The following is a 24,969-nucleotide window of genomic DNA, read 5'->3' on the forward strand; positions in this document are numbered from 1 at the left end:
AGACCCGCACATGACCACCAGCACCGGCTTCGACATCCGCAGGATCGGCGGCCGCATCGGCGCCGAGATCCTCGGCGTGGACCTCTCCGGCGACCTCGACGCCGCCATCGTCACCGAGATCAACTCCGCCCTCCTGGAACACAAGGCACTCGTCTTCCGCGACCAGAACCTCGACGACGCCGGCCAGCTCCGATTCGCCTCCCTCTTCGGCGAACTCACCACCGCCCACCCCACCGTGCCCTCCGTCGAAGGCCAGCCCCAGATCCTGCCCGTCGACGGCGACGAAGGCATCCGCGCCAACCGCTGGCACACGGACGTCACCTTCGTGCGCACACCCCCCAAGGCGTCCACGCTGCGCAGCATCGTGGTCCCGCCCTACGGCGGCAACACCCTCATCGCCAACTCTGCCGCCGCCTACCGGGACCTGCCCGAGCCGCTGCGCGAGCTGGCCGACAAGCTGTGGGCCGTCCACACCAACGACTACGACTACGCCGCCCCCAAGAACGACAAGGCCGCCGAACACCGCAAGCGGTTCGTCTCCCGCAAGTACCGCACCGCCCACCCGGTCGTCCGCGTCCACCCCGAGACCGGGGAACGGGCCCTGTTCATCGGCGGCTTCGCCCAGAGCATCGTCGGCCTCGGCCCGTCCGACTCCCGCGACCTGCTGCGCATCTTCCAGGCCTACATCACCCGCCCGGAGAACATCGTGCGCGTCACCTGGACACCCGGCGACGTGGTCCTGTTCGACAACCGCATCACCCAGCACTACGCCCCCGACGACTACGGCGACCTGCCCCGCCTCCTCCACCGCGTCACCGTCGCGGGCGACATCCCCGCCGGCATCGACGGCACCCTCAGCCACGTCGTCGAGGGAGACGACGCCTCCCACTACACACCCGCGGCCTCCTGAACCACCCGGGCGGCCGGGAGGGGCGAGTCCCCTCCCGGCCGCCCGCCCGATGCGTCCATCATTCGAACAACCTCTTGGGGCGGACGCGACCTTCTGCCACTATCCCCAGCAACCAGATAGGAAAGCTAGGAATCAAGCCCGTCAGCCCTTGTCACCCCTTCACAGCTCCCTGATCACCCATCCCTGAGAGGACACCTTCGTGTCTGCCGGAAGACCGCTCACCACCCTGCGCACCCTCGCCGCCATAGCCGCGCTCCCCCTCCTGCTCACCGCCTGCGGCTACGGTTCCGAGAACACTGACGACGACCGGCAGAGCGGGGTCGCGGCGGACGCCAAGAAGCTCTCCGCCGGCGAGGTGAAGATCGGCTACTTCCCCAACCTCACGCACGGCACCGCTCTGGTGGGCGTCCAGGAGGGTCTCCTCCAGAAGGAACTCGGCGGCACCACGATCAAGCCCTCGACGTTCAACGCCGGCCCCTCCGAGATCGAGGCGCTGAACGGCGGCTCCATCGACATCGGCTGGATCGGCCCCTCCCCCGCGATCAACGGCTACACCAAGTCGAACGGCAAGAACCTGCGGATCATCAGCGGTTCCGCCTCCGGGGGCGTGAAACTCGTCGTCAACCCGGACAAGGTGAAGTCCGTGGACGACCTCAAGGGCAAGAAGATCGCCACGCCGCAGCTCGGCAACACCCAGGACGTCGCGTTCCTCAACTGGATCGCGGAGCAGGGCTGGAAGGTCGACGCGCAGAGCGGCAAGGGAGACGTCTCCGTCGTCCGCACCGACAACAAGATCACCCCGGACGCCTACAAGTCCGGTTCCGTCGACGGCGCCTGGGTGCCGGAGCCGACCGCGTCCAAGCTGGTCGCCGAGGGCGGCAAGGTACTGCTCGACGAGTCGACCCTGTGGCCCGACAAGAAGTTCGTCATCACGAACATCATCGTGCGGCAGCAGTTCCTCAAGGAGCACCCGGACGTCGTCGAGGCGGTGCTGCGCGGCTCCGTGAAGACCAACGAGTGGATCAACGCCAACCCGGAGAAGGCCAAGGCGTCCGCCAACGCCGCGCTGGCGAAGCTGTCGGGCAAGGCCCTGCCCGCCGACGTCATCGACCCGGCCTGGAAGTCCATCACCTTCCTCGACGACCCGCTGGCCCCCACCCTGAACACCGAAGCGGAGCACGCGGTGAAGGCCGGTCTGCTGGAGAAGCCCGATCTGAAGGACATCTACGACCTGGCACCGCTCAACAAGGTCCTCACGTCCGAAGGCAAGGACGAGGTCGACGACGCCGGTCTCGGCGCCGAATAGCGACAACCGGCCGGCCTGATGACCGCACCGTCCAGCGCCACGGCTACGCCTCTCCCGGCCAGGATCACGTGCGCGTGTACAACTACTACGCCGATCACAGCGGCACCATGCACGGGCGCCTGCCCGAAGAAGCGTGTGGTGTGACCGTCGCCGAGTGATGCGGCATCAAGTCAAAGTTGCGTCGGCCGCCTTCCGGGATTGCCGCCTCGCCCCTATCCTCGTGCGCCCCGATGTTACCGACGGTAAGGGGTAGCGATGAGCGGTACCACGCGCAGAGGGTTCCTGGGCACGGCCGCGGCCGCCGGCGGCGCCGTCGTCACCCTCGGAGCCGCCGAGCGGGCTTCGGCCGAGAACGGCGCGGCACCGCAGACCGTGGCCGTGCTGGGCGGGGGCGTCGCCGGGCTCACGGCCGCGCACGAACTCGCCGAACGCGGCTTCCGGGTCACGGTCTACGAACGCAAGGCGCTGGGGGGCAAGGCCCGCAGCATGGACGTACCGGGCAGCGGCACGGGCGGCCGTCGCCCCCTGCCAGGAGAGCACGGCTTCCGCTTCATCCCCGGCATTTACCACAACCTGCCCGACACCATGCGGCGCATCCCGTTCCCCGGCAACCCAGGCGGTGTCCACGACAACCTCGTCACCCCCAAGGAGATGCTGTTCGCCCGGTCGGGCGGCCGCGAGGACATCCGGATCCCGCTGCCCTGGCCCGGCAACACCCCGGCCGAACTCACCCCCGACGAGATCCGCCGCGCCTTCACCTCGGTCCTGGACACGGCCTTCAACCTCCCCCTCCACGAGGCTCTCTACTTCGCCAACCGCTTCCTGGTCTTCCTCACCAGCTGCGACGAGCGCCGCGACGACGTATGGGAGCGGACGCCGTGGTGGGAGTTCGTACGGGCCGGACGGATGTCCTACGACTACCAGCGGATCCTCGCCGTCGGCATCACCCGCAACATCGTGGCCACCAAGGCGGAGGAGGCCAGCACCCGTACGGTCGCCACCCTGCTGGAGGCCTTCGCCTTCAACCTCCTCGGGCGGGGCGCGGACGGACCGCTGGACCGGATCCTCAACGCGCCCACCAACGAGGCCTGGATCGACCCCTGGGTGACGTACCTGAGGTCCCTCGGCGTCGAGTTCCGCGTCGGCTGGACCGTACGGGACCTGACCCTGGACTCGGGTGTGATCGCCGGGGCTGTCGTGGAGGACCCCGCAGGCGCGCGCCGGACCGTCACCGCCGACCACTACATTTCGGCGATGCCGGTCGAGCACGCCCGCCGCACATGGAACTCCGCCGTACGCGCCGCCGATCCCCAACTGGCCGAGTGTGACCAGCTGGAGACGGACTGGATGACCGGCATTCAGTTCTACCTGACCGAACGTACGCCGATCCTGCACGGCCATCTCGACCTCATCGACTCCCCGTGGTCGCTGACCGCGATCGCCCAGGCCCAGCACTGGCCGGGCCACGACTTCCCCGCCGACTTCGGCGACGGCACGGTCGCGGACTGCCTGTCCGTCGACGTCTCGGAGTGGGACAGTCCCGGCATCCTGTACGGCAAGACGGCCAAGCAATGCACTCGTACCGAAGTCGCCCGCGAGGTGTGGGCGCAGTTGAAGGCGGCGCTCAACGACAGCGGCCGTACGGTCCTGAAGGACTCCGTACTGCACTCCTGGTTCCTCGATCCGGCCGTGGACGGACTCGGCACGCCGCACCCTGTCAACGAGGAACAGCTGCTCATCCACCCGGTGGGGACCTTCCACCACCGCCCGCGATCGGCGACGAAGATCCCCAACCTCTTCCTGGCCGGCGACTACGTGGCCGTGCCCATCGATCTCGCCACCATGGAGGGCGCCAACTCCTCGGCCCGCCAGGCCGTCAACGCCCTGCTGGATCGAATCGGCTCGACCGCCGAGCGGTGCACCGTGACCCCCTTGTACCGGGCCCCCGAGTTGGAGGCACTCAAGCGACACGACCGCACCCGTTACCTCCTCCGGCTGCCGAATGTCTTCGACGTCGGCTGAAAGTCCTTGGAGTCGAGGCTGCGCAGCGACCTCTCCGCCGAGCAGGCGCCACCGTCACAGGACATCCGCGAGGCGGTCCACCTGGTTCGGGTCGAGGCCGTAGCAGTAGAGGATGACCTCGTCGGCGCCGAGGTCGGCGAAGCCGGCGATCGCGTCGCGGATCTCGGCCGGCGTGGTGAGCATTCCGGCCACCATCCGGTCGGCCATGCCGGTGAAGGTGTAGTACGCGTGCATGTCGGTCCGGGCGTCATGGACCACGTCGTCCGGGCCGAGGGCGACGTTGACCTGGGCGACGAGGCGTGGTTCGCCGTCGCGGTCGTACTCCTTCCAGAACCTGCGGGCGGTGTCGAACAGTCCGCCTGCCCAGGAGGGCGCCGCGGCGGCGAGGAAGCCGTCACCCCAGCGCGCGACGCGTTCGATCGCGGCGGGTTTGAAGCCGCCGAAGAGGACCTCGGGTCCGCCGGGCCGGGCGGGCTCAGGACCGATCGGTCCGACACCGTCGCCGTACGGCTCGCCGGACCACAGGCGGCGCATCACCGCCATCTGCTCGTCGAGGCGTCGGCCTCGGGTGCGCAGGTCGACGCCCGTGACCTGATGGTCGTCGTCCCGGCCGCCGATGCCCAGGCCGAGGCTCAGGCGGCCACCGGTCATCCGGTCCAAGGTGGCGGCCTGCTTGGCGAGCAGCGCGGTGTCGCGCAGCGGGGCGAGCAGCACTTCCGTCTGGACGCGGAGACGGGAGGTGGCGCCCGCCAGGACGGCGAGCGCGACCAGGGGTTCGGGGTTGTCGTAGACGAGCCGGTCGAGCAGGCCGAGCGTGCTGAAGGGCCCGGCGTCGGCGCGCTGGGCCCAGGTGAGCAAGGTGGCAGGGTCGCCGATGGGCAGGCCGATACCGACATTCATGAAGGAAGCCTCCGAAAGGAAGGGTCGACAAAGACTGCTGCCGCCCCTCCGGCACCTCAGCGAGGTGGGACGCTCCCGCTCTGCGGCGTGCTTCTGGGGAACGTCTCGTCGAAGTGACCCCACCGTAGGGCGAGTTGACCTGTCGGGCAAACCAATCAGGGCCAGCCGCCAGCCTGTCTCCGGGTCGGCCGACCGGGCGCCGCAAGCTTCGCGAGCCACCCGAGGGCCCGCTTGCGGTCCCACGTCCCGCCCCATAGCATTACGACCATACTTTTATAGAGGAGGCCGCCTCCACCCCGGCCCCTTCAGCGATCCACCACTCATCCATCCGAGGAATCACCCATGCTGAACGCCTTGTGGAACCCGACCGTCGCCGGAGAGATCCCCCTGCCGCACCGGCTGGCCATGGCCCCCCTGACCCGCAGCCGGTCCACGCCGGAGGGCGTACCGACCGAGCTGAACGCCGAGTACTACGCCCAGCGCGCCTCGCACGCGCTGATCATCACCGAGGGCACCCAGCCCTCCGCCGACGGCCAGGGCTACCCGGCGACCCCAGGCATCTACACCGAGGAACACATCGCCGGCTGGCGCAAGGTCACCGACGCCGTCCGCAAGGAGGACGGCCGTACAGTCATCCAGCTGATGCACGCCGGGCGCATCGCCCACCCGGACAACACCCCCCACCACCGGCAGCCGGTGGCCCCCTCCGCGATCAAGCCGGCGGGGCTCACGTTCACCGCGTCCGGACTCCAGGAGATGCCGGTGCCGCGCGAGTTGTCCACCGCGGAGGTCGCCGCGACCGTCGACGACTTCCGGCGCGCCGCCGCGGCAGCCATCGCGGCCGGTGCCGACGGCGTCGAGATCCACGGGGCCAACGGCTACCTGGTCAACCAGTTCCTCTTCCCCAGCGCCAACCAGTACGGCGGTTCCCTCGACAACCGGATCCGTTTCGCGGTGGAGGTCGCCACGGCTGTGGCCGACGAGATCGGCGCCGGCCGCACCGGCATCCGGATCTCCCCCGGCAACCCCTTCCAGCTCAACGACCTCGAAGAGAGCGACCCCCATGAGCTCTACCCGCACCTCCTGCGCGCCCTCGCACCCCTCGACCTCGCCTACCTCCACATAGGCCACGGCGGCGACGAGGAACTCCTCTCCACCCTCCGCGAGCTGTGGCCGGCCACGCTGATCCTCAACCGGGCCGGCGCCGACCTCGCCACCCGCGCCAAGGACATCGAAGACGGCGTGGCCGACGTCATCGCCGTCGGCACCATGGCCCTCGCCAACCCCGACCTCGTCGAGCGCGTACGCTCCGGCGCACCCCTGAACGCCCCCGACCCCAACACCTTCTACGGCGGTGGCGCGGCCGGTTACACCGACTACCCCTCCCACGCCGCCTGACGAAGCGCCTGACGCCCGCGGGGACTCACCCTTCGGGCGTCTCAACACGGCTGCGGCTCACCGCGAGGGAGGCACCGGGAAGAGCATGCAGCTACTGGTGGCGTGGGCGAGCAGGCGGTCCTTCGCGTCGAGCAACTGCGCCTGAGCGAGGGCGGTTTGACGGCCCTGACTGACAACCGTGCCGATGGCGCGCACCACCCCCGTGTCCGCGGTGATCCGCCGCAGGAACTTCACCGTAAGGTCGAGCGAGGTGTACGCCATGCCCTGCGGGAGGGTGGACTGGACGGCGCAACCCGCCGCCGAGTCGAGCAGAGTGGCGAAGACGCCGCCGTGCACGCTGCCGATCGGGTTGTAGTGCTCCTCCCCCGGCGTCAGCGAGAAGACCGCCCTTCCGGGCTCCACCTCGTCCAGGGTGAAGTCGAGGGTGTGACTGATGGGCGGCCCCGGCATCCGCCCGGCCTGCAACTCGCGCAGGAAGTCGATACCGGCCATGCGTCCGGCGGCCTCCGCCAGGACCGCGGGATCTTCCCATTGATACGTACGCGTTCGTCCCACAGCCCAGCGCCTTCCCCTCTGACTTTTTCAAATGAAGCTAGACTCCCGCTCACCTGACTGTCAATGACGAAGCCAGGCCCCTACGATGGCGGGATGGAGTGGCTTGAGGCGAGCACGGAGAACTGCCCCGTCCAGCGCACGCTCGACGTGGTCGGAGAGAAATGGACGCTGCTGATCCTGCGTGACGCCGTCAACGGAGTCCGCCGCTTCGACGACTTCCACCGCCACATCGGCCTGTCGGAGGCCGTCCTCAGCGACCGCCTCCGGAAGCTGATCTCGGCCGGCGTCCTGAAGACCGCCCCCTACCGGGAGCCGGGCAGCCGCTCCCGCAACGAGTACCGTCTGACACGCAAAGGCTGGGACCTGTGGCCCGTCCTGATGGCGCTGAGCCAGTGGGGCGAGAGGCACGCCCTCGGCCCCGAAGGTCCCGTACTGGACGTCCGCCACACCGACTGCGACGCTCCGGTCCGCGTCGTCGTCGAGTGCTCCGCGGAGCACTCCGCCCTCACCCCTGGGGAGGTCACGGCCCGGCCGGGACCTGGCGCTCGGCTCCGGCCCTGAACCATCCACACCCAGCCTGCAGGTTCACAGATCGGCAGCCCCGTTCACCTGCCGCTTATAGTATTACGTACGTCAGGCCATCGACGGGGCTTGAACGCGAGGCGACGGCCTCACGGAGCGATTGGAGGAAGCTCGTGGTGCGCTACACCAAGGAGCACAAGCAGGTGACGCGGCAACGGATCATCGAGAAGGCCGGCCAGCGGTTCAAGCAGGACGGCATCGACGGTTCGGGCATCTCCACGCTGATGTCGGACGCGGGGCTCACCAACGGAGCGTTCTACGCCCACTTCGCCTCCAAGGACGACCTCGTCGCCCATGTCGTGACCGACGAACTGCGCACGCAGGTCGCCAGGTACGGCACTCTGCGGCCCGGCCGCCCGGGACTCGAGGACCTCATTCGCGAGTATCTGTCCCCCGAACATCGGGACCACCCCGGCCTCGGATGCCCGTCCGCCGCCCTGCTCGACGAGATCGGCCGCTGCGAAGAGGGGACCAAGCAGGCTTACACCGACGGAGCGCGGGCCGTCGTGGAGGAGATCTCCGCCCGCCTGACGCCGGAGGACCCAGGGTCCGCCCGGGCCAAGGCCATCGGGCTCTTCACCATGATGGTGGGGACGCTGCAACTGTCCCGTGCCCTGTCCGACCGGAAGTTCGCCGATGAGGTCCTTGAGCAGGGAATCGAGAACGCCCTCGCGTTCATGAGGTGAGGGGAGCTGCCGACAGCCGCCCCACGGAGGCGCCCACCACGCCGGCCTCGGCCCAGGTGACGACCGCGCCGCACGCCTCCTACCGCTCGAGGAACTCGAGAGCCGTCTCCACGAACTGGCGGTGGAACTGGAAGATGCCGCCGTGGCCGGCGTCGGGGTAGAGCACCAACTCGCCGTTCGGCACGCGCCGCGCCAGGTCGACCGAGTTCCGACTCGGAACCATCCTGTCGCTCTCGCCGTTCGCGACGAGCACGGGCTGGTGAATGACGGAGAGATCCTGGGGCCGCTCCAGCCCCCAACGGTGAATCGCCTTGAGCTGGGCTCCGTACGACGCGAGAGAGATCGCCTTGTCCCGGTCCTGGGTGCGCTCCTTCAGTCGGCCCAGGAAGTCCTTGCCCGCCCGGCGCCCCTGGGGGGTGCGGGTGAAGAAGAGGAACTGCTTCGGATCCTGCAGGGTGAGCAGCCCTCGGACGGTGTCGAGGTGGGAGAGCCGGGTCACGTCCTTGATGCCCTCGCCGCCCGCGGGACCGGTACCGGTGAGGATCAGCTTACGAACGAGGTCCGGGTCGGTCTGCGCGATCACCTGGGCGATCATGCCGCCCATCGAGAAGCCATGGAGATCGACGCGCTCGAGCCCGAGCGCCCGTATGAAGGTGACGGCGTCCTTCGCCATGGCCTGGACGGTGCGCGGCGTCGAGCCGCTGGAAGCGCCGACACCTCTGTTGTCGAACGTGATGACGTGACGCTTGGCGGCGATGCCGTCGACGACCCGGGGATCCCAGTTGTCGAGAACCGCCGCCAGGTGGGTGAGGAAGACCACCGGGACGCCGGACCGGGGGCCGAGCTCTCGATAGGCGAAGGCCACTCCCCCGGCGGCGACGGTGCGGGTCGGTGCGCTCTTGTACGACGTGATCACGTCGCCTCGTACTTCCTGTGAATCCGGCATGGCCGTTCCCTTCTCTGGTGACGGTCGAAGACCCGTAGGAGCCGGAACCCGGAGCGGTCCGGCCCCTCAGCATCACGTCGATGATTAAAGTATGACCGTAATGCCATGGACCCGCAAGCGTGCGAGCCGGACGAAAGGACGTCGCTCGCCCGTGGGTCGTCAGGCGGCGAGGAAGTCGGCCACCTGCCGGGTAAAGGCCTTGGCGTACTGGAAGAGGAACGCGTGGCCGGCGCCGGCGTAGAGCACGAGAGTGGCGTTGTCGAGATGCTGGACCGCGACGTAGGAGTTGTGGGCGGGGATCATCACATCGTCCAGACCGTTCGCATACAGGACGGGATGCTTGATGGCCGCCAGTTCCGCCACCACCTGGTCGAAGGGGGCCGCCAGGAGCGTGGCCGCCGCGGTGAGCATCCCCTGGGCCGCCGTCTCGGAGACCGCGGGGCCGCCGTTCGCGAGCCGGGTCGAGACATGGTCGAAGTGCTCGCGCCCAGAGGCGCGGGCCGCCTCCGTCTCGGGGTAGAAGAGGTACAGCATGTCCTCCAGGTCGGCATCGGGCTTGGCCATGATGCCCAGGACCTTCTCGCTGAAGGGCGGAGCGTCGGGCACCCAGCCGGCCGGGCCGCTGCCCGCCACGACGAGCCTGCGTACCAGCTCGGGGCGGCGTACGGCCACACGCTGGGCCACGATGCCACCCAGGGACCAACCGAGCAGGTCGGCCCGCGCGAGGCCGAGTGCGTCGATGAACTCGATGGCCCCCTGAGCGAATCCCTCGAGGGAGTCGCGCGGCTCACCGTCGGTGTAGCCGACGCCGACGTTGTCGAACACGATCACGTCGTGGTCGGCGGCCAGACGGTCCAGGAACTCCGGGTCCCACCAGTCGATGGTCCCGCGGAAGCGGTTCAGGAGGACCAGCGGGACGCCGCCCCGCGGACCCATCCGCCGATAGGTGAACCTCGCGGAGGGACCCTCCACGGTGTGATCCTCGGCCTTGTCTGCCAGATACGTGCTCACGATGCCCCTCTCGGAGTTCTCATCACCGACGCCCGTTGGCGCCGTACGCGGCATGCCTGCGCCATTGCATTACGTTCATAATATTATGCATGGAGGGCGGCGGGCCACAAGCGACCGCTCCGGCGAGCGAAGGAGTGCGCGGTGCGATACGGGCAAGAACACAAGCGGGCGACCAGGCAGCGGATCATCGAGACGGCCGGACGCCGGCTCAAGCGGGACGGCATCGACGGCTCTGGCATCTCGGCACTCATGAAGGACGCGGGGCTGACCAACGGCGCCCTCTACACCCACTTCGAATCAAAGGACGATCTCGTGGCCACCGCGGTCGCCGACCAGCTGCGGACACAGAACGCGACCATCGCCGCACAGGCGACACCCGGCCGCGCCGGGCTCGAGCAGATCGTCCGGTGGTACCTGTCCGCCCAGCACCGCGACAGCCCCGACGACGGCTGCCCCTCCGCCGCCCTGCTCGACGAACTCCGGCGCTGCACCGAGCCGACCAGGCAGGCGTACACCGACGGCGTACTGACGGTCATCGACGGCATCGCCGCCCGCCTGGCACCCGACGATCCGCTCTCGGTCCGCACCAAGGCGCTCAGCGCCTACGCCATGATGGCCGGCACGCTCCAGCTCTCCCGAGCCCTCACCGACAGGCAGCTCGCCGACGAACTGCTCGAACAGGGCATCCGCAACGCCTTCAGCCTGCTGGACGTCGAGCATGAGCCCGAGAGGGGCGGATCCACTTGCGACCCGCCGACCGACCTCATGGCATTATGACCATAATTCAATAACGTCGACGCACCTCACCCGGTCCGCTTGCGGACGAGATGCGGAGACGACCATGAGAGCCTTCACGGTGGAGCGCTGCGGCGACAAGGACGGCGTGCGTGCCGGCGACGTGCCAGATCCGAAGGTGGGCCCTGACGATGTACTGGTCCGGATCCGGGCCGCGAGCCTCAACCCGCTCGACCGGATGATCCGGGACGGGGGGATGAAGACGATCCTGCCGTACAAGGTCCCCTTCGTCCTGGGCAACGACCTGGCCGGAGTGGTGGTCGAAGTGGGCGCGTCCGTCACGCGGTTCGCGGTGGGCGACGAGGTCTACGCGAGGCCCGACAAGGACCGGATCGGCACCTTCCCCGAACTCATCGCGGTGCACCAGAACGACGTGGCCGCCAAGCCGACCACGCTGACCATGGAGGAGGCCGCGTCCCTTCCGCTGGTCGCCCTGACCACCTGGCAGGTGCTGGTCGAGCGGGCCGATGTCCGGCCGGGCCAGAAGGTCCTCGTCCACGCCGGCTCCGGTGGCCTGGGCACCATCGCCATCCAGCTGGCGAAGCATCTGGGGGCGCACGTGGCGACCACTACGAGCACGGCCAATGTCGACCTGGTCAAGCGTCTGGGCGCGGACGTTGTCGTCGACTGCAAGAAGCAGGCGTTCGAGACGGTGCTGCACGACTACGACGTCGTCCTGGACTCGCTCGGCGGTGAGACGCTCGCGAAGTCCCTGGCCGTGCTCAAGCCCGGCGGGAAGGTCATCAGCGTCGCGGGTCCTCCCGACGCCGCTTTCGCCAGGGAGCTGGGAGCGAATCCGATCATCCGGCTGGTGATGTACGCGCTGAGTTTCCGGACCCGACGACGCGCCCGGCGCCGCAACGTGACCTACTCGTTCCTGTTCATGAAGGCCAGCGGGGACGAGCTGCGCGAGATCACTGCTCTCGTCGAGGCCGGCCGGATCCGACCCGTCGTGGACACCGTGTTCCCGTTCGAGTCGGCCCATGAAGCGCTGGAGTACGTGGAGGCAGGGCGCGCGAAGGCCGGCAAAGTCGTCGTCAAGATGACCTGGAGAAAATGGATTCGAGAGTCACCCCGAGCCACGGGCGGGTGGCGGGATGTCAGGCACCGGGACGGGACGGAGCACCGTCAGAGACTCTTCCCGGCGAGCCACCATCGCGAAGGAGAACCTGTCGATTTCCAGGCAGAGATCGACATCGTCCGGGTGGTATCCGCTCCGCCGCCCGCCGGCGAGGTCTGCCGCGGCACGAGACGTCCTCGCGCGGTGGAGATACGGGGCCGCCTCGACACCGTCTCCGGCCATGCATTGACCAATGTATTCGGCGCAGGCCAGGTCCTCGTCGGCCTGGCCTTGCTCGCCGGTGACAACGAAGGTCACCGGACCGGAATCCTTGGCCCGCAGGAACCGCGCGGTCGGTCCGGCCACCACGAAGCTCGCGCACAGGACCAGCGGCGCGTTCGCGACGGCCAGCGCGCCCACGGTGCCTGCCGTCGTCTTCTGCACCAGCGTGCGACCGGCGAAATCGCGTGACCGCAGCAAGCCAGGTGAGTTCACCGCGTCGAAGCCCGCTGCTGGAGCTCCGTCCTTCAGAGCCAGCCAACCGGAGCGGCTCTCCTTCAGGGCGAGTGCCTCACTCTCCGTCGAGGCCAGGACGATCCTCTCGACGCCACGCGAGAAGGCCCAGGCGGCCACGGTGAAGGCGCGCATGACGTCGATGACGACGGCGACACGGGGAACGCCGGTCAACTCTGGGATGCCGACGAAGTGATGTTCCATCGCTCCATTCTGACGAACCGTGCAGCAGTTCGAGCTTGCCTCGTGCGTCCGGCCGTCTACAGCCAACCGTTGCGCTTGAAGCCGCGGTGGATGACGAAGCAGGCGGTGGCGATGACGGCGAGGACGAGGGGGTAGCCGAAGCGCCAGCGCAGTTCCGGCATGTGGTCGAAGTTCATGCCGTAGACGCCGCACACCATGGTGGGCACGGCGATGATCGCGGCCCAGGCGGTGATCTTGCGCATGTCCTCGTTCTGGGCGACGGTGACCTGCGCGAGGTGGGCCTGGAGGATGGAGTCGAGCAGGGCGTCGAAGGCGTTGATCTGCTCGGTGACGCGGGTGAGGTGGTCGGCGACGTCCCGGAAGTACGTCTGTATCTCCTTGTCGAGGCAGCCGCGGGGTTCGGTGGCGAGCCGGTCCAGGGGGCGGGCAAGCGGGACGACGGCCCGCTTCAGTTCCAGGAGCTCCCGCTTGAGCTGGTAGATGCGGCCGGCGTCGGCGTTGCGGGGACTGCGCGGCGAGAAGACGTCGGTCTCGACCTGGTCGATGTCGATCTGGACGGCGTCGGCGACCCTGACGTAGTCGTCGACGACATGGTCGGCGATGGCGTGCAGCACGGCGGAGGGACCATGGGCCAGCTGCCGGGGATCGGCTTCGAGGTCCTCGCGCAGGGGACCGAGGGAGCCGTGGCGGCCATGGCGGACCGTGACGACGAAGTCGGGGCCGGTGAAGACCATGATTTCGCCGGTGTTGACGACCTCGCTGGTCGAGGTCAGCTCCGCGTGCTCGACATAGGTGACGGTCTTGAAGACGGCGAAGAGGACGTCGCCGTACTGCTCGACCTTGGGACGCTGATGGGCGTGGACGGCGTCCTCGACGGCGAGCGGGTGCAGGCCGAACAGTTCCGCGACGCCGGCGATCTCCGCCTCGCCCGGTTCGTGCAGGCCCAGCCAGACGAAACTGCCCCGGTGCTTGCGGACCTGCCGTACGGCGTCCTCCACCGAGTCCGTTCCCGGCCCGCGGAGACCGTCGCGGTAGACGACGCAGTTGACCACCGTCGAGCCGAGCGGCGAGCGGGCCGGGTGGCTGAGGTCCACGCGGCGGCGACTGCGCCGCGCCAGGTTCGCGACTTTGCGCAGGTTGCCGACCATTGACATGCGGGCTCCTTCATCACCGGACCGTCCGATCCGGACAGTGTGCCAAAGGGCGACAAGGCGGTTGTCAGAGCCAGCGCTTCTTGCGGAAGACCAGGTAGACGAGGGTGACCAGGGCCACGGTGATGATCAGCGTCGCCGGGTAGCCGAGCAGCCATCCCAGCTCGGGCATGTGGTCGAAGTTCATGCCGTAGACAGCCGCTATGGCGACGGGGATGGCGATCAGGGCGGCGGCCGCGCTGATGCGGCGCACGTCGTGGTTCTGCTGGACGCTCGTCTGGGCGAGGGCCATGGACAGGGCGTTGTCGACGAGTTCGGTGAGCACGGTGACCCGTTCGGCGGCCTGGGCGAGGTGGTCGGCGACGTCACGGAAGTACGCGGCCAGCTCCCGGTCCACGCCGGGGACGCGGCGCTCGGCGAGATCACCCAGGGGCTGGGCCAGCGGCGCTACGGTGCGACGCAGTTCGAGGAGCTCGCGTTTGAGCTGGTAGACGCGGCCGACGTCGTGTCGGGCGTCCGGGGAGAAGGCGTCGAATTCGACCTGGTCGGCGTCCGCCTCCAGGGCGGCGACGACGTCGAGGTACTGGTCGACGACCGTGTCCGCGATCGCGTGCAGCACCGCGACCGGGCCGTGGGCCAGACGCTCGGGGTCGGCTTCCAGGCCGGTGCGGACACCACTCAGGTGCCGGGCGGGGTCGTGGCGTACGACGACGATGAAGTCGCGGCCGACGAAGGCCATGATCTCGCCGGTGCCGACGATGTCGGTGGTGGGCGTCAGCTCCTCGTGTTCCAGGTAGACCGCGGTGCGCAGGACGAGGAAGAGGGTGTCGTCGTAGCGCTCCAGCTTGGGCCGCTGGTGGGCGTTGAGGGCGTCCTCGACGGCGAGCGGGTGCAGGCCGAAGGCCCGGGCGACGATCTGGAGCTGTCCGGCGGTCGGGGCGTGCAGGCCGATCCAGACGAACCCGCCAGGGGTGGTGCGCGTGGCGTCCATGGCCTCGTCCAAAGGCAGCCGGCCGGGCCTGCGCCGCCCGTCCTCGTACAGGGCACAGTCGACGACGGGGATCTCTTGCCGAGGCGTGTCGTGGGCCGTCATGGCTCACCTCCTTGCGGGACGCGGGTGTCGCGCGTGCCGCGATTGCCATATTCGCATGGACGCGCAAGTGGCGTCAGGGGACGAGGAGCGGGCGGCACGGTCGGCGGGGGGGGTGCCCAAGGCGGTCGCCGACCCCTCTCCGCTACCGGCTGCTGTGGGGCGCTGGGTGAGGGGAGCTGCCGGGCTGGTCACTCGCGGCGGGACGGGAGCAGAAGGGGTTGGAACGCCTCCGGGCGAGGGCTGGGCCAAGGCTCGCCCGCAGGTGGTGTGCGGGGGACGCGGTGCGGGCTACAGGCCCACGTCCCGACTGCGGATGTCGTCCAGGGACTCCCGGTTGTCGCCGCTCTCCATCGACAGGTGGTACGCGCCGGTGACAGGGACGGCGAGGAGGTCCCCGAGGCGTCGGCGGCGATCACGTCACCGGCCTCGCAGTGCCGGCCGACGACGGTCACCAGGGCCGGGGACGCGCTGGCGCGCCGGCCGATCAGGCGCGGCGCGAAGCGTGAGTCCGACGGTCGTGCGCGTGGTGTGCGGAAGGGACGGGCCACGCACCCGCCTGGTCCCGGCCGGACGGGCACGGGGTCCGGCCGGGATCACGCCGAGACCTACGCGCAGGAGCGACGCTGGCGGGGCACACGTTCTGGGAACGCCGCTCGCCCACGACGGTCTGAGGCCGCCCCCATGACGTCGATCTACATGACTTCGATGCTGATGATGCAGGTGTCGTCGTCCGTGTCGGATCTGCTGTAGGTGAGCAGATGGTCGAGGCGCTGGTCGAGGGTGGTCTTCTTGGCGCTGGCGGTCACCAGAAGGTGCTTCAGGGACTCCTCCATGGAGCGGTCCCTGCGTTCCACCAGTCCGTCGGTGTACATCAGCAGGGTGTCGCCGATCTCCAGCCGCATCTCGGCCTCCTGGTAGGTGATGTCCGACGCCGCGCCGAGCAGCAGCCCCTTCAGCAGGGGCAGGGTCGTCGCCTGTCCGTCCCGTACGAGAACCGGCGGCAGATGTCCGGCGCGGGCCCAGCGCAGGACACGGCGGAAGGGGTCGTACAGCGCACAGACCGCGGTCGCCGTCACCGAGTCGGAGAGGTGGTGGGCGACGCTGTTCAGCCAGGACAGCAGTTGGGCCGGACCCGCTCCGGTGACGGCAAGGCCGCGCAGGGCGTTGCGGAGCACGACCATGCTGGTGGCCGCCTCGATGCCGTGCCCGGCGACGTCTCCGACGCTCAGCAGGATGTGCTTCGAGGGCAGGACCACGGCGTCGTACCAGTCGCCGCCCACGAGGTGATCGGTCTCGGCGGGCCGGTAGCGCACGGCCGTGCGCAGGCCCGGCGCGTCCAGGGGTGCCGCCGTGGAGGGCATGATGGCCTGTTGCAGTTGCAGGGCCAGCCGGTTCCGCTCCGCCGACTGCTGTTCGGTGTGGGCGAGTTGGTCGCGGGTGGCGGCGAGGGCGACCTCCGTCCAGTGCTGCGCCGAGACGTCCTGGTAGGCGCCCCGCACGGCGAGCAGGCTGTCGTCGATGTCCACGACGGGTTCGGCGACCACTCGGATGTGGCGCGTCACCCCGTCCGGGCGCAGCAGCCGGAAGGCCGCCGACGCCGGCTTGCGGTGGTGCAGCACGGTCCGCAGGAAGCGGCCGATGGCGACAGCGTCGTCCGGGTGGGCGTGGGCCCGCAGTTCCTCGACGGGGGCGGGCCCGTCGGACTCCGCCCTGCCGTAGAGGGTGAACAGCTGACTGTTCCAGGTGATCTCGCCCGTGACGAAGTTCTCCTCGAAACCGCCGATCCGGCCGAGGCGTTGGGCGTGCTCGAGGAGATTGGCCAGGCGTGCCATCTCGTCCTCGATCCGCCAGATCAGCAGCACGCTGTCGCCGTGCCGGGTCATGCTGACCTCGGCGACGGAGGACAGCGGCACCTGGTCCACGAGCGCGGTGAGTGTCATGTGCCCGGCCCGGAACGGCTCGCCCGTGGCGTAGACGCGTTCCAGGTGGCTGAAGAGGCCGCTCTCGTCCGCTGCCAGGGGGTACGCCTCCAGCAGCAGCGCGCCGTCGACGGTGCTGCGGGGGCGCCCCGCGGGGTCGCGGAAGCGCTGGTTGACGTGGTGGATACGGAAGTCGGTGAGATGTCCGGTGTCGTCCACCTGGGGGATGAGCACCAGCGCGGGGTCGTACAGCGAGTCGGCCAGGTCCGCCAGTTCCGCCAGGACGGTCCTGGGCGGAGAGCCGTCGAGCGTCAGGGAGGAGGGCGAGTGGATCTCCAGGGTGTGGGCGCACAGTTCCGCTAGTGCTTCAAACTGGCGGACGACGGCGGGCGGTTGCGCCACCAGCGGGGTCGGCCAGCAGATCTCGAGCACGCCGTGGATCCGTCCGCCCACCCCGGTGGGGACAGCGACCCGTCCCCCGTCGGGGTGGTGGGTGCGGCCGATGGACGGAGGCCCGGCCGCCAGGGATCGGATCCACTCGGGCCTGCGTTCGGTCAGCGCGGCACGGGCGACGGTCGCCACGCCCGGCGGTACGTAGCGCCAGCGCTCTGCCTCGCCCTCGGGAAATCCGGAGCTGCCCACGAGTGTCAGGGAACCGTCGGCGCCGGCCGCCCAGATCGCCACGCCGGTCGCCCCGAGCGGTTCCAGCGCGTGCTGCAGCAGGGAGTCGGCGACTGCCTGGGTGTCCTCGGCGGCCAGGGCACTGCTCTCCGCCGTGCGCAGCCGTACGGCCGCGGACACGGCGGGTGGCATTTCGTGCGGGGTGACCCGGACCGCCGTCGCGAAGTCGACCGCGACCTCGGTCAGGCGGTCGCGTGCCGCCTGGTTGATGATGTCGACGGCCAGCTCGAGAGGGGTCATCGCCGACTGTTCGGCGAGTTCGGACAGTTGCCGGGCGGCTTCGGCGGGACCGCAGTGCAGCCGCTCGACGAGCACGCCCTTGGCGAGATCCATGAGGGCGCGTCCATCGGCCGCGGCGTGCGCCGCTTGCACCTCGTGGCGCAGGCGTTCCACCGTGACGGCCAGCCGGCCGACCGGAGAGGTCAGCGGTCCGCCGGGCGGATCGGCGGCCGGTATGCCGTCACCCTCGGCGGGCCCGGCGGCCGACGGGCCCGCCGCGGCGCCGTGCCGTCGCGGCTCATCGTCCCGGAAGGGGTCCCCGGACAGATCGGTGTTGCTCACGTGGACGCTTGCTCCTTCTGACCCGCACACCGTGTGGGAGGCGTCGTGATGTCGGTGGGTTTCGGCGTCACGCGGACAGCCAGTGCCGCACGCAGGCGATGAGGTCGTTCGCGTCGACGGGCTTCGTCACATAGTCGCTGGCGCCGGCCGCCAGGCTCTTCTCCCGGTCGCCCGGCATGGCCTTGGCGGTGACCGCGACGATCGGCAGGCCCCGGTACTCGGGCATCTTCCTGATCTCGGCGGTCGCGGCGTATCCGTCCATCTCCGGCATCATCACGTCCATCAGCACGAGACGGATCTCGGGGTGCGCGGTGAGGATGTCGATGCTCTTGCGGCCGTTCTCCGCGTGCAGCACCCGCAGGCCGTGCAGTTCGAGGATGCCGCTGAGGGCGAAGAGGTTGCGGGCGTCGTCGTCGACGACGAGCACCGTGTGTCCCGCCAGGGTGATGTCGACCTCCGGCGCCGTGCCCAGGCTCTCCTCCATCCGCACGAGCGGCACCACGTCCCCGGGCTGCTCGGCCGACAGGTGCAGGGTGATCCGCTCCTTCAACTCGTCCAGGCTCGACAGCACCTCCAGGGGGCGGTTGTCCGCCCGGGCCTGCAGGGCGGCCTCCTGAGCCGCGCTCGGACGGTGGTTGTTGTGGACGAGGACCGGAACGGTGGCCAGCGCGGTGTCACCGTCCACGGCCTCGAGCAGCCGCGGGCCCTCGCCGTCGGGCAGATCCATGCTGAGGACGACGCAGTGGCACGGTCCGGCGGCCAGGGCGGAGGCCGCCTCCTGGGCGTCCATGGCGGTGACGATCTCCACGGCGTCATGCTGGTCCCGCGCGGCGCGGCTGTGGTCCAGATCGGCCACGGCGCTCTCGGCGACCACGGAGAGCAGCCCGCGCACGCGCTCCTCGACGATCAGCAGCCGCCGCGTGTGCGGCACCGGGAGTGCGGGAGCCGTACCCGGGCGCCGGCCCTCGGCCGGCTCGACGGCGCTGTCGTCGTCCTGTGTGCCGTCCAGCCGCGGTGCGGCGGAGAGCTCCTCGAAGTCGGCGCGCGCCACCGGAAGATAGAGCGTGAAGGTGCTGCCCTGCCCCGGGTTGCTGTCCACGGTCACCGCGCCGCCCAGCAGGTGGGCGATCTCCCGGGTGATGGACAGGCCCAGACCGGTGCCGCCGTACTTGCGGCTCATGGTGCCGTCCGCCTGCTGGAAGGCGCCGAAGATGGTCTCCAGCTGCTGCTCGGGAATGCCGATGCCCGTGTCCTCGACGCGGAAGGCCACCACGGGGCCGCCGCGGTGCACGATGTCGGGTACGTCGTCGTCGGCCGCCGGCTCGATGCGCAGCTCGACGCCGCCTCGCTCGGTGAACTTCACCGCGTTGGACAGCAGATTGCGCAGCACCTGGCGCAACCGCGCGTCGTCCGTGACCAGGTCGGCGGGCGCGCCCGGCGCCCTGGTGATGGCGAAGGTCAGGCCCTTCTGGGTGGTCATCGGCCGGAAGGTGGCCTCGACGTAGTCCAGGAGGCGGCGCAGCGGCACGCGTTCCGGGGCGATGTCCATCTTCCCCGCCTCGACCTTCGACAGGTCGAGGATGTCGTTGATGAGCTGCAGCAGGTCGGAGCCGGCGGAGTGGATGATGCCCGCGTACTCCACCTGCTTCGGCGTCAGGTTCCGGGAGGGGTTCTGGGCGAGCAGCTGGGCGAGGATGAGCAGGCTGTTGAGCGGGGTGCGCAGTTCGTGGCTCATGTTGGCCAGGAACTCCGACTTGTACTTCGAGGCCAGCGACAGTTGCTTGGCCCGGTCCTCCAGCTCTTGGCGGGCCTGTTCGATCTGCAGGTTCTTCGCCTCGATGTCGCGGTTCTGCGTGGCCAGCAGGGTGGCCTTCTCCTCCAGCTCCGCGTTGGACCGCTGCAGCTCGCCCTGGCGGACCTGCAACTCGTCGGAGCGGACGCGCAGTTCCTCGGCCAGCCGCTGGGACTCGCCGAGCAGTTCGTCGGTGCGGGCGTTGGCGAGGATGGTGTTGACGTTGACGCCGATGGTCTCCCTGAGCTGCTCAAGGAAGTCCTGGTGGATCTGGGTGAACCGGGTGACCGAGGCCAGCTCGATGACGCCGAGCACCTGTTCCTCGACGGTGAGGGGCAGCACCGTCAACGAAGTCGGAGTCGTCCTGCCGAGCCCGGACGAGATGGCCACGTAGTCGGCCGGGAGCTCGTCCACGGTGATGGTGCGGCGGCTGCGTGCCGCCTGGCCGATCAGGGTGTGGCCGAGGGGAATGCGCTCGAGGCGGTCACCGTCGGCGGGATAGCCGTAGGAGCCGATGAGCCGCAGCTCCACGCCGGTACCGGTCTCCTCGGCCAGGTAGAACGCCCCGTACTGCGCGGAGACCAGCGGCGTCAGCTCGTCCATGATGAGCTCGGCGACGACGTCCAGGTCCCGGTGCCCCTGCATGAGCGAGGACACCCGGGCCAGGTTGGACTTCAGCCAGTCCTGTTCCTGGTTCGCCTGCGTCGTGTCCCGCAGGGACTCCACCATCGCGTTGATGTTGTCCTTGAGTTCGGCCACCTCGCCGGAGGCGTCCACCGTGATCGACCGGGTGAGATCGCCCTCGGCGACGGCACTGGCCACCTCGGCGATCGCCCGTACCTGCCGGGTCAGGTTGCCGGCCAGTTCGTTCACGTTCTCGGTGAGCCGCTTCCAGGTGCCCGAGACACCCTCGACCTCGGCCTGACCACCGAGCCGGCCCTCGCTGCCCACCTCCCGCGCCACGCGGGTGACCTCGGCGGCGAACGACGAGAGCTGGTCGACCATCGTGTTGATCGTGGTCTTGAGTTCCAGGATCTCGCCGCGCGCGTCGACGTCGATCTTCTTGGACAGGTCGCCGTTGGCGACGGCCGTGGTCACCAGCGCGATGTTGCGGACCTGCCCGGTCAGGTTGTTCGCCATCGAGTTGACGTTGTCGGTGAGGTCCTTCCACGTGCCGGCGACGTTGGGGACATGGGCCTGGCCTCCGAGGCGTCCCTCGGTGCCGACCTCCCGGGCCACGCGGGTGACCTCGTCGGCGAAGGCGGACAGGGTGTCGACCATGGTGTTGATCGTTCCCGCCAGCGCGGCGACCTCGCCCTTGGCCTCCACGGTGATCTTCTGCGACAGGTCGCCGCGGGCCACGGCCGTGGCCACCTGGGCGATGGAGCGGACCTGCCCGGTCAGGTTGGAGGCCATCACGTTGACGTTGTCGGTGAGGTCCTTCCAGGTGCCCGACACCCCGCGCACGGTGGCCTGGCCGCCGAGGTTGCCCTCGGTGCCCACCTCACGGGAGACCCTGGTGACCTCGTCGGCGAAGGACGACAGCTGGTCGACCATCGTGTTGATGGTCTCCTTCAGCTTCAGGATCTCGCCCCGCGCGTCCACGCGGATCTTCTGCGACAGATCGCCCTGCGCGACGGCCGTGGTCACCTCGGCGATGGAGCGGACCTGGGCGGTCAGGTTGTCCGCCATGAAGTTCACCGAGTCGGTCAGGTCACGCCACGTGCCCCGCACGCCCTTGACGTCGGCCTGCCCGCCGAGCCGGCCCTCGGTCCCCACCTCCCGCGCCACACGCGTGACCTCGTCCGCGAACGCCGAAAGCTGATCCACCATCGTGTTGATGGTGTTCTTCAACTCCAGAATCTCGCCCCGGGCGTCGACGGTGATCTTCTGGGACAGATCCCCCTTGGCGACGGCGGTGGCCACCTGGGCGATGGAGCGCACCTGACCGGTCAGGTTCCCCGCCATGAAGTTCACCGAGTCGGTCAGGTCACGCCAGGTACCCCGCACACCCTTGACGTCCGCCTGCCCCCCGAGCCGGCCCTCGGTCCCCACCTCCCGCGCCACACGCGTGACCTCGTCCGCGAACGCCGAAAGCTGATCCACCATCGTGTTGATGGTGTTCTTCAACTCCAGAATCTCGCCGCGCGCGTCGACATCGATCTTCTGGGACAGATCCCCCTTGGCCACGGCGGTGGCCACCTGGGCGATGTCACGCACCTGGGTGGTCAGGTTGCCGGCCATGGCGTTGACGGAGTCGGTCAGATCGGCCCAGGTTCCGGAAACCCCGGGTACCTGGGCCTGGCCGCCCAGCGTGCCCTCGGTACCGACCTCGCGTGCCACACGGGTCACCTCGGAGGTGAACAGCGACAGTTGGTCGACCATGCCGTTGAACACGGACGCGATCTCGCCGAGCAGGCCGCCGGCCTCTTCCGGCAGCCGGGTGCCGAAGTCGCCGTCGCGTACCGCCGTCAGCCCGGCCAGCAACCGCCGTAGCTCCGGTTCCCCCGGCACTGCGCTCGGCTCCTGGATCGCGGTACCCGCCTTGTCCATGCTCTCCCTCTCCCCGAACGCCCCGCGGCATTCGCTCCGACACGCAGACCTGCCGTCAACTGTCGGAATTCTCGCCCCCACCGGCCGCTACGAACGGTCACATCGTATGGCCCGGCCGGCCCCGACTTGATTCCGGCAAGTATTGTCACGCGACAACGGCCGAAGGTCGACTGCCAAGCCTTCCGGTAATCGATCGGGCCGCGATTCGCCCGGCCCCGGGACTCCGGCCGTCACCGCCGCCGGACGCCGCGCGAAACGACGCGGCGCCCCTACCGGCGGTTGCTCCAGGGGATCGGTATCGTCCGCCCCGATGCCCCGGGTCCGCGGCTCAACCGCCCGCACGAGGAGGAGCACCATGTCCGATCGCCGGCAGGGAAACGCGTCGGATGACGAGTCCGCGTCGCCGGCACTCGAGGCCCGTCGGGCGAGCACGCACGACTCGGTGCGGCTCGCGGTGGTCATCGGTGCTCTCGGCGTGGTCTTCGGCGACATCGGGACCAGCCCGATCTACACCCTCCAGACGGTGTTCAACCCGAGCGACCCGCACCCGGTTCCGGTCAGCACGGACAACGTGTACGGGGTGGTGTCCCTGGTGTTCTGGTCGGTGATGATCATCGTCACGGTCACCTATGTGCTGCTGGCCATGCGCGCCGACAACGACGGCGAGGGCGGCATCATGGCGCTGATCACCCTGCTGCGGCGTCTGAGTTCACAGCGTGGGCGTCGGGCCGCCGCCGCACTGGCCGCGCTCGGCATCTTCGGTGCGTCGCTGTTCTTCGGTGACAGCATGATCACACCGGCGATCTCGGTGCTGTCCGCGGTCGAGGGCCTCAAGGTCGTCCAGCCGTCACTGGAAGACGCGGTCGTGCCCATCACCGCGGTGATCATCGTGCTTCTGTTCCTGGTGCAGCGCAGGGGAACCGCGGCGGTGGGCCGGGTGTTCGGCCCGGTCATGATCGCCTGGTTCCTGGCCATCGGCGCGTGCGGGGTCGTCGGCATCTCCGACCACCCGGACATCCTCAAGGCGCTGTCGCCGACGTACGCGTTGGGCTTCCTGTTCGGCCACTGGGGTACCGCCTTCTTCGCCCTGGCCGCGATCGTCCTCGCGGTCACCGGCGCCGAGGCGCTCTACGCGGACATGGGGCACTTCGGCCGCCGGGCGATCACCCGGGGCTGGCTGTTCCTCGTGCTGCCTGCCTGTGTCCTCAGCTACATGGGTCAGGGCGCCCTGATCCTCGACGACGCGGACAACATCAGCAGCCCGTTCTTCCTGCTCGTGCCCGGCTGGGGACGCTGGCCGATGGTCCTGCTCGCCACGGCCGCGACCGTGATCGCCTCCCAGGCGGTCATCACCGGCGCGTACTCGGTCGCCTCCCAGGCGGCCCAGTTGGGCTATCTGCCGCGGCTGCGCATCGCGCACACCTCCGAATCCACCATCGGCCAGATCTACGTCCCCTGGATCAACTGGCTCCTGATGGTCTCGGTCCTCACGCTGGTCTTCGCCTTCCGCGCCTCCGAGGCGCTGGCCTACGCGTTCGGCATGGCGGTCACCGGCACCATCACCATCACCACCCTGCTGTTCTTCTACGTCGCCCGCGCCAAGTGGGGCACACCCCGCTGGCTGCTCGCCGTCGGCGCGGGTGTGCTCCTCTTCGTGGACCTGCTGTTCGTGGCGGCCAACATGACCAAGCTCGTCCACGGCGCGTGGCTGCCGCTGCTGATCGGCCTCACCGCGTTCACCGTCATGACGACCTGGCAACGCGGCCGGGAACTCGTCACCGCGGAGCGGGCACGCCGGGAAGGCCCGCTGCCCGAGTTCATCGAACACCTCCGCGAGGGGCAGGAGCCGACGGTCCGGGCACCCGGCACGGCCGTCTTCCTGAACCGGGGGAAGGAGACCGCGCCCCTGGCGATGGTGGCCAACGTCGAGCACAACCACATGCGGCACGACCATGTCGTGATCCTGGCCATCAGGACCGAGCCCATGCCCCGTGTCCCGGCCGACCAGCGGATCGCCGTCGACGACCTCGGGTACGCCGACGACGGGATCATCCACGTCACCGCCCGGTTCGGCTACATGGAGACACCGGACGTGCCCGGCACCCTGGCCCTGCTCGACCCGGCCGACACCGAAGGGCCGCTGCAGCTCGACCAGGCGTCCTACTTCCTGTCGAAGATCGAGCTGCGGCGCGGGGAGGCCCCGACGATGGCGCCCTGGCGCAAGCGGCTGTTCATCGCCACCTCCTACATCACGGCCGACGCCGCCGAGTACTTCGGCCTGCCCCGCGACCGCACGGTCATCATGGGCTCGCAGATCGAGGTGTAGGGCGC

The 24,969-nt window shown here is 69.4% G+C and carries 17 protein-coding genes and 2 pseudogenes; 9 read left to right on the forward strand and 10 right to left on the reverse strand.

Translation table 11 applies throughout. From position 1 onward, the window contains the following. Positions 1–10 precede the first annotated feature (10 nt). The 3 genes from ACZ58V_RS32675 to ACZ58V_RS32685 all read left to right on the forward strand — a co-directional run bounded on the left by ACZ58V_RS32675 (position 11) and on the right by ACZ58V_RS32685 (position 4,238). Positions 11–910, forward strand: coding sequence for a TauD/TfdA dioxygenase family protein (locus ACZ58V_RS32675; protein ID WP_468195714.1), 900 nt, complete (start codon positions 11–13; stop codon positions 908–910). A 199-nt stretch (positions 911–1,109) separates the two neighbouring features. Then, a complete protein-coding gene (locus ACZ58V_RS32680) occupies positions 1,110–2,216 on the forward strand; it encodes an ABC transporter substrate-binding protein (protein ID WP_471294577.1) in 1,107 nt (368 codons plus the stop codon). Positions 2,217–2,471: 255 nt separating this feature from the next. Further along, positions 2,472–4,238 (forward strand): hydroxysqualene dehydroxylase, encoded by a 1,767-nt coding sequence (locus ACZ58V_RS32685; protein ID WP_471294579.1) that lies wholly within the window; start codon positions 2,472–2,474, stop codon positions 4,236–4,238. A gap of 54 nt (positions 4,239–4,292) precedes the next feature. Here the strand turns inward: ACZ58V_RS32685 and ACZ58V_RS32690 are convergent, their stop codons facing one another. After that, complete coding sequence (locus ACZ58V_RS32690) at positions 4,293–5,138, reverse strand: LLM class flavin-dependent oxidoreductase (protein ID WP_471294582.1); 846 nt, start codon at positions 5,136–5,138, stop codon at positions 4,293–4,295. 342 nt (positions 5,139–5,480) lie between these two features. Between ACZ58V_RS32690 and ACZ58V_RS32695 the strand changes: the two genes are divergently transcribed. Continuing rightward, positions 5,481–6,536 carry an alkene reductase gene (locus ACZ58V_RS32695; RefSeq protein ID WP_471294584.1) on the forward strand — a complete coding sequence of 352 codons (1,056 nt, stop codon included), beginning with the start codon at positions 5,481–5,483 and terminating at the stop codon, positions 6,534–6,536. Positions 6,537–6,593: 57 nt separating this feature from the next. Here the strand turns inward: ACZ58V_RS32695 and ACZ58V_RS32700 are convergent, their stop codons facing one another. Next, on the reverse strand, positions 6,594–7,091 hold the full coding sequence (locus ACZ58V_RS32700) for a PaaI family thioesterase (protein ID WP_468195723.1): 498 nt from the start codon (positions 7,089–7,091) through the stop codon (positions 6,594–6,596). 93 nt (positions 7,092–7,184) lie between these two features. Here ACZ58V_RS32700 and ACZ58V_RS32705 point away from each other — a divergent pair, with 93 nt between their 5' ends. Continuing rightward, the gene (locus tag ACZ58V_RS32705) at positions 7,185–7,652 is read left to right on the forward strand and encodes a winged helix-turn-helix transcriptional regulator (protein ID WP_471294587.1); all 468 of its coding nucleotides are present in this window, start codon (positions 7,185–7,187) and stop codon (positions 7,650–7,652) included. A 134-nt stretch (positions 7,653–7,786) separates the two neighbouring features. Next, positions 7,787–8,359: a TetR/AcrR family transcriptional regulator gene (locus tag ACZ58V_RS32710; protein ID WP_468195727.1), complete on the forward strand. Its 573-nt coding sequence runs from the start codon at positions 7,787–7,789 to the stop codon at positions 8,357–8,359. A gap of 79 nt (positions 8,360–8,438) precedes the next feature. Here the strand turns inward: ACZ58V_RS32710 and ACZ58V_RS32715 are convergent, their stop codons facing one another. Both ACZ58V_RS32715 and ACZ58V_RS32720 read right to left on the reverse strand, forming a co-directional pair. Further along, positions 8,439–9,305 (reverse strand): alpha/beta fold hydrolase, encoded by an 867-nt coding sequence (locus ACZ58V_RS32715; RefSeq protein WP_468195729.1) that lies wholly within the window; start codon positions 9,303–9,305, stop codon positions 8,439–8,441. 159 nt (positions 9,306–9,464) lie between these two features. Beyond that, positions 9,465–10,316 carry an alpha/beta fold hydrolase gene (locus ACZ58V_RS32720; protein ID WP_468195732.1) on the reverse strand — a complete coding sequence of 284 codons (852 nt, stop codon included), beginning with the start codon at positions 10,314–10,316 and terminating at the stop codon, positions 9,465–9,467. A gap of 141 nt (positions 10,317–10,457) precedes the next feature. Here ACZ58V_RS32720 and ACZ58V_RS32725 point away from each other — a divergent pair, with 141 nt between their 5' ends. Further along, on the forward strand, positions 10,458–11,093 hold the full coding sequence (locus ACZ58V_RS32725; protein WP_471294591.1) for a TetR family transcriptional regulator: 636 nt from the start codon (positions 10,458–10,460) through the stop codon (positions 11,091–11,093). 64 nt (positions 11,094–11,157) lie between these two features. Further along, positions 11,158–12,156 (forward strand): annotated as a pseudogene (locus ACZ58V_RS32730) (NADP-dependent oxidoreductase); the annotation flags it as partial. A 24-nt stretch (positions 12,157–12,180) separates the two neighbouring features. Here ACZ58V_RS32730 and ACZ58V_RS32735 read toward each other — a convergent pair. The 6 genes and pseudogenes from ACZ58V_RS32735 to ACZ58V_RS32760 form a co-directional block, all read right to left on the reverse strand. Next, the gene (locus ACZ58V_RS32735) at positions 12,181–12,888 is read right to left on the reverse strand and encodes a 2-phosphosulfolactate phosphatase (protein ID WP_471294787.1); all 708 of its coding nucleotides are present in this window, start codon (positions 12,886–12,888) and stop codon (positions 12,181–12,183) included. A gap of 56 nt (positions 12,889–12,944) precedes the next feature. Continuing rightward, a complete protein-coding gene (locus ACZ58V_RS32740) occupies positions 12,945–14,042 on the reverse strand; it encodes a magnesium and cobalt transport protein CorA (RefSeq protein ID WP_468195739.1) in 1,098 nt (365 codons plus the stop codon). Positions 14,043–14,106: 64 nt separating this feature from the next. After that, positions 14,107–15,132, reverse strand: coding sequence for a magnesium and cobalt transport protein CorA (locus ACZ58V_RS32745; RefSeq protein ID WP_468195741.1), 1,026 nt, complete (start codon positions 15,130–15,132; stop codon positions 14,107–14,109). A gap of 288 nt (positions 15,133–15,420) precedes the next feature. Next, positions 15,421–15,659, reverse strand: a pseudogene (locus ACZ58V_RS32750) (diaminopimelate decarboxylase); the annotation flags it as partial. A 165-nt stretch (positions 15,660–15,824) separates the two neighbouring features. Then, complete coding sequence (locus ACZ58V_RS32755; protein ID WP_471294593.1) at positions 15,825–18,293, reverse strand: SpoIIE family protein phosphatase; 2,469 nt, start codon at positions 18,291–18,293, stop codon at positions 15,825–15,827. Positions 18,294–18,360: 67 nt separating this feature from the next. Then, positions 18,361–22,638: a HAMP domain-containing protein gene (locus ACZ58V_RS32760; RefSeq protein WP_471294595.1), complete on the reverse strand. Its 4,278-nt coding sequence runs from the start codon at positions 22,636–22,638 to the stop codon at positions 18,361–18,363. A gap of 355 nt (positions 22,639–22,993) precedes the next feature. Between ACZ58V_RS32760 and ACZ58V_RS32765 the strand changes: the two genes are divergently transcribed. Further along, entirely contained in the window at positions 22,994–24,964 is a 1,971-nt protein-coding gene (locus tag ACZ58V_RS32765; protein WP_471294597.1) for a potassium transporter Kup, read from the forward strand. Positions 24,965–24,969 lie beyond the last annotated feature (5 nt).

This window comes from Streptomyces sp. NPDC040589, assembly GCF_055594445.1.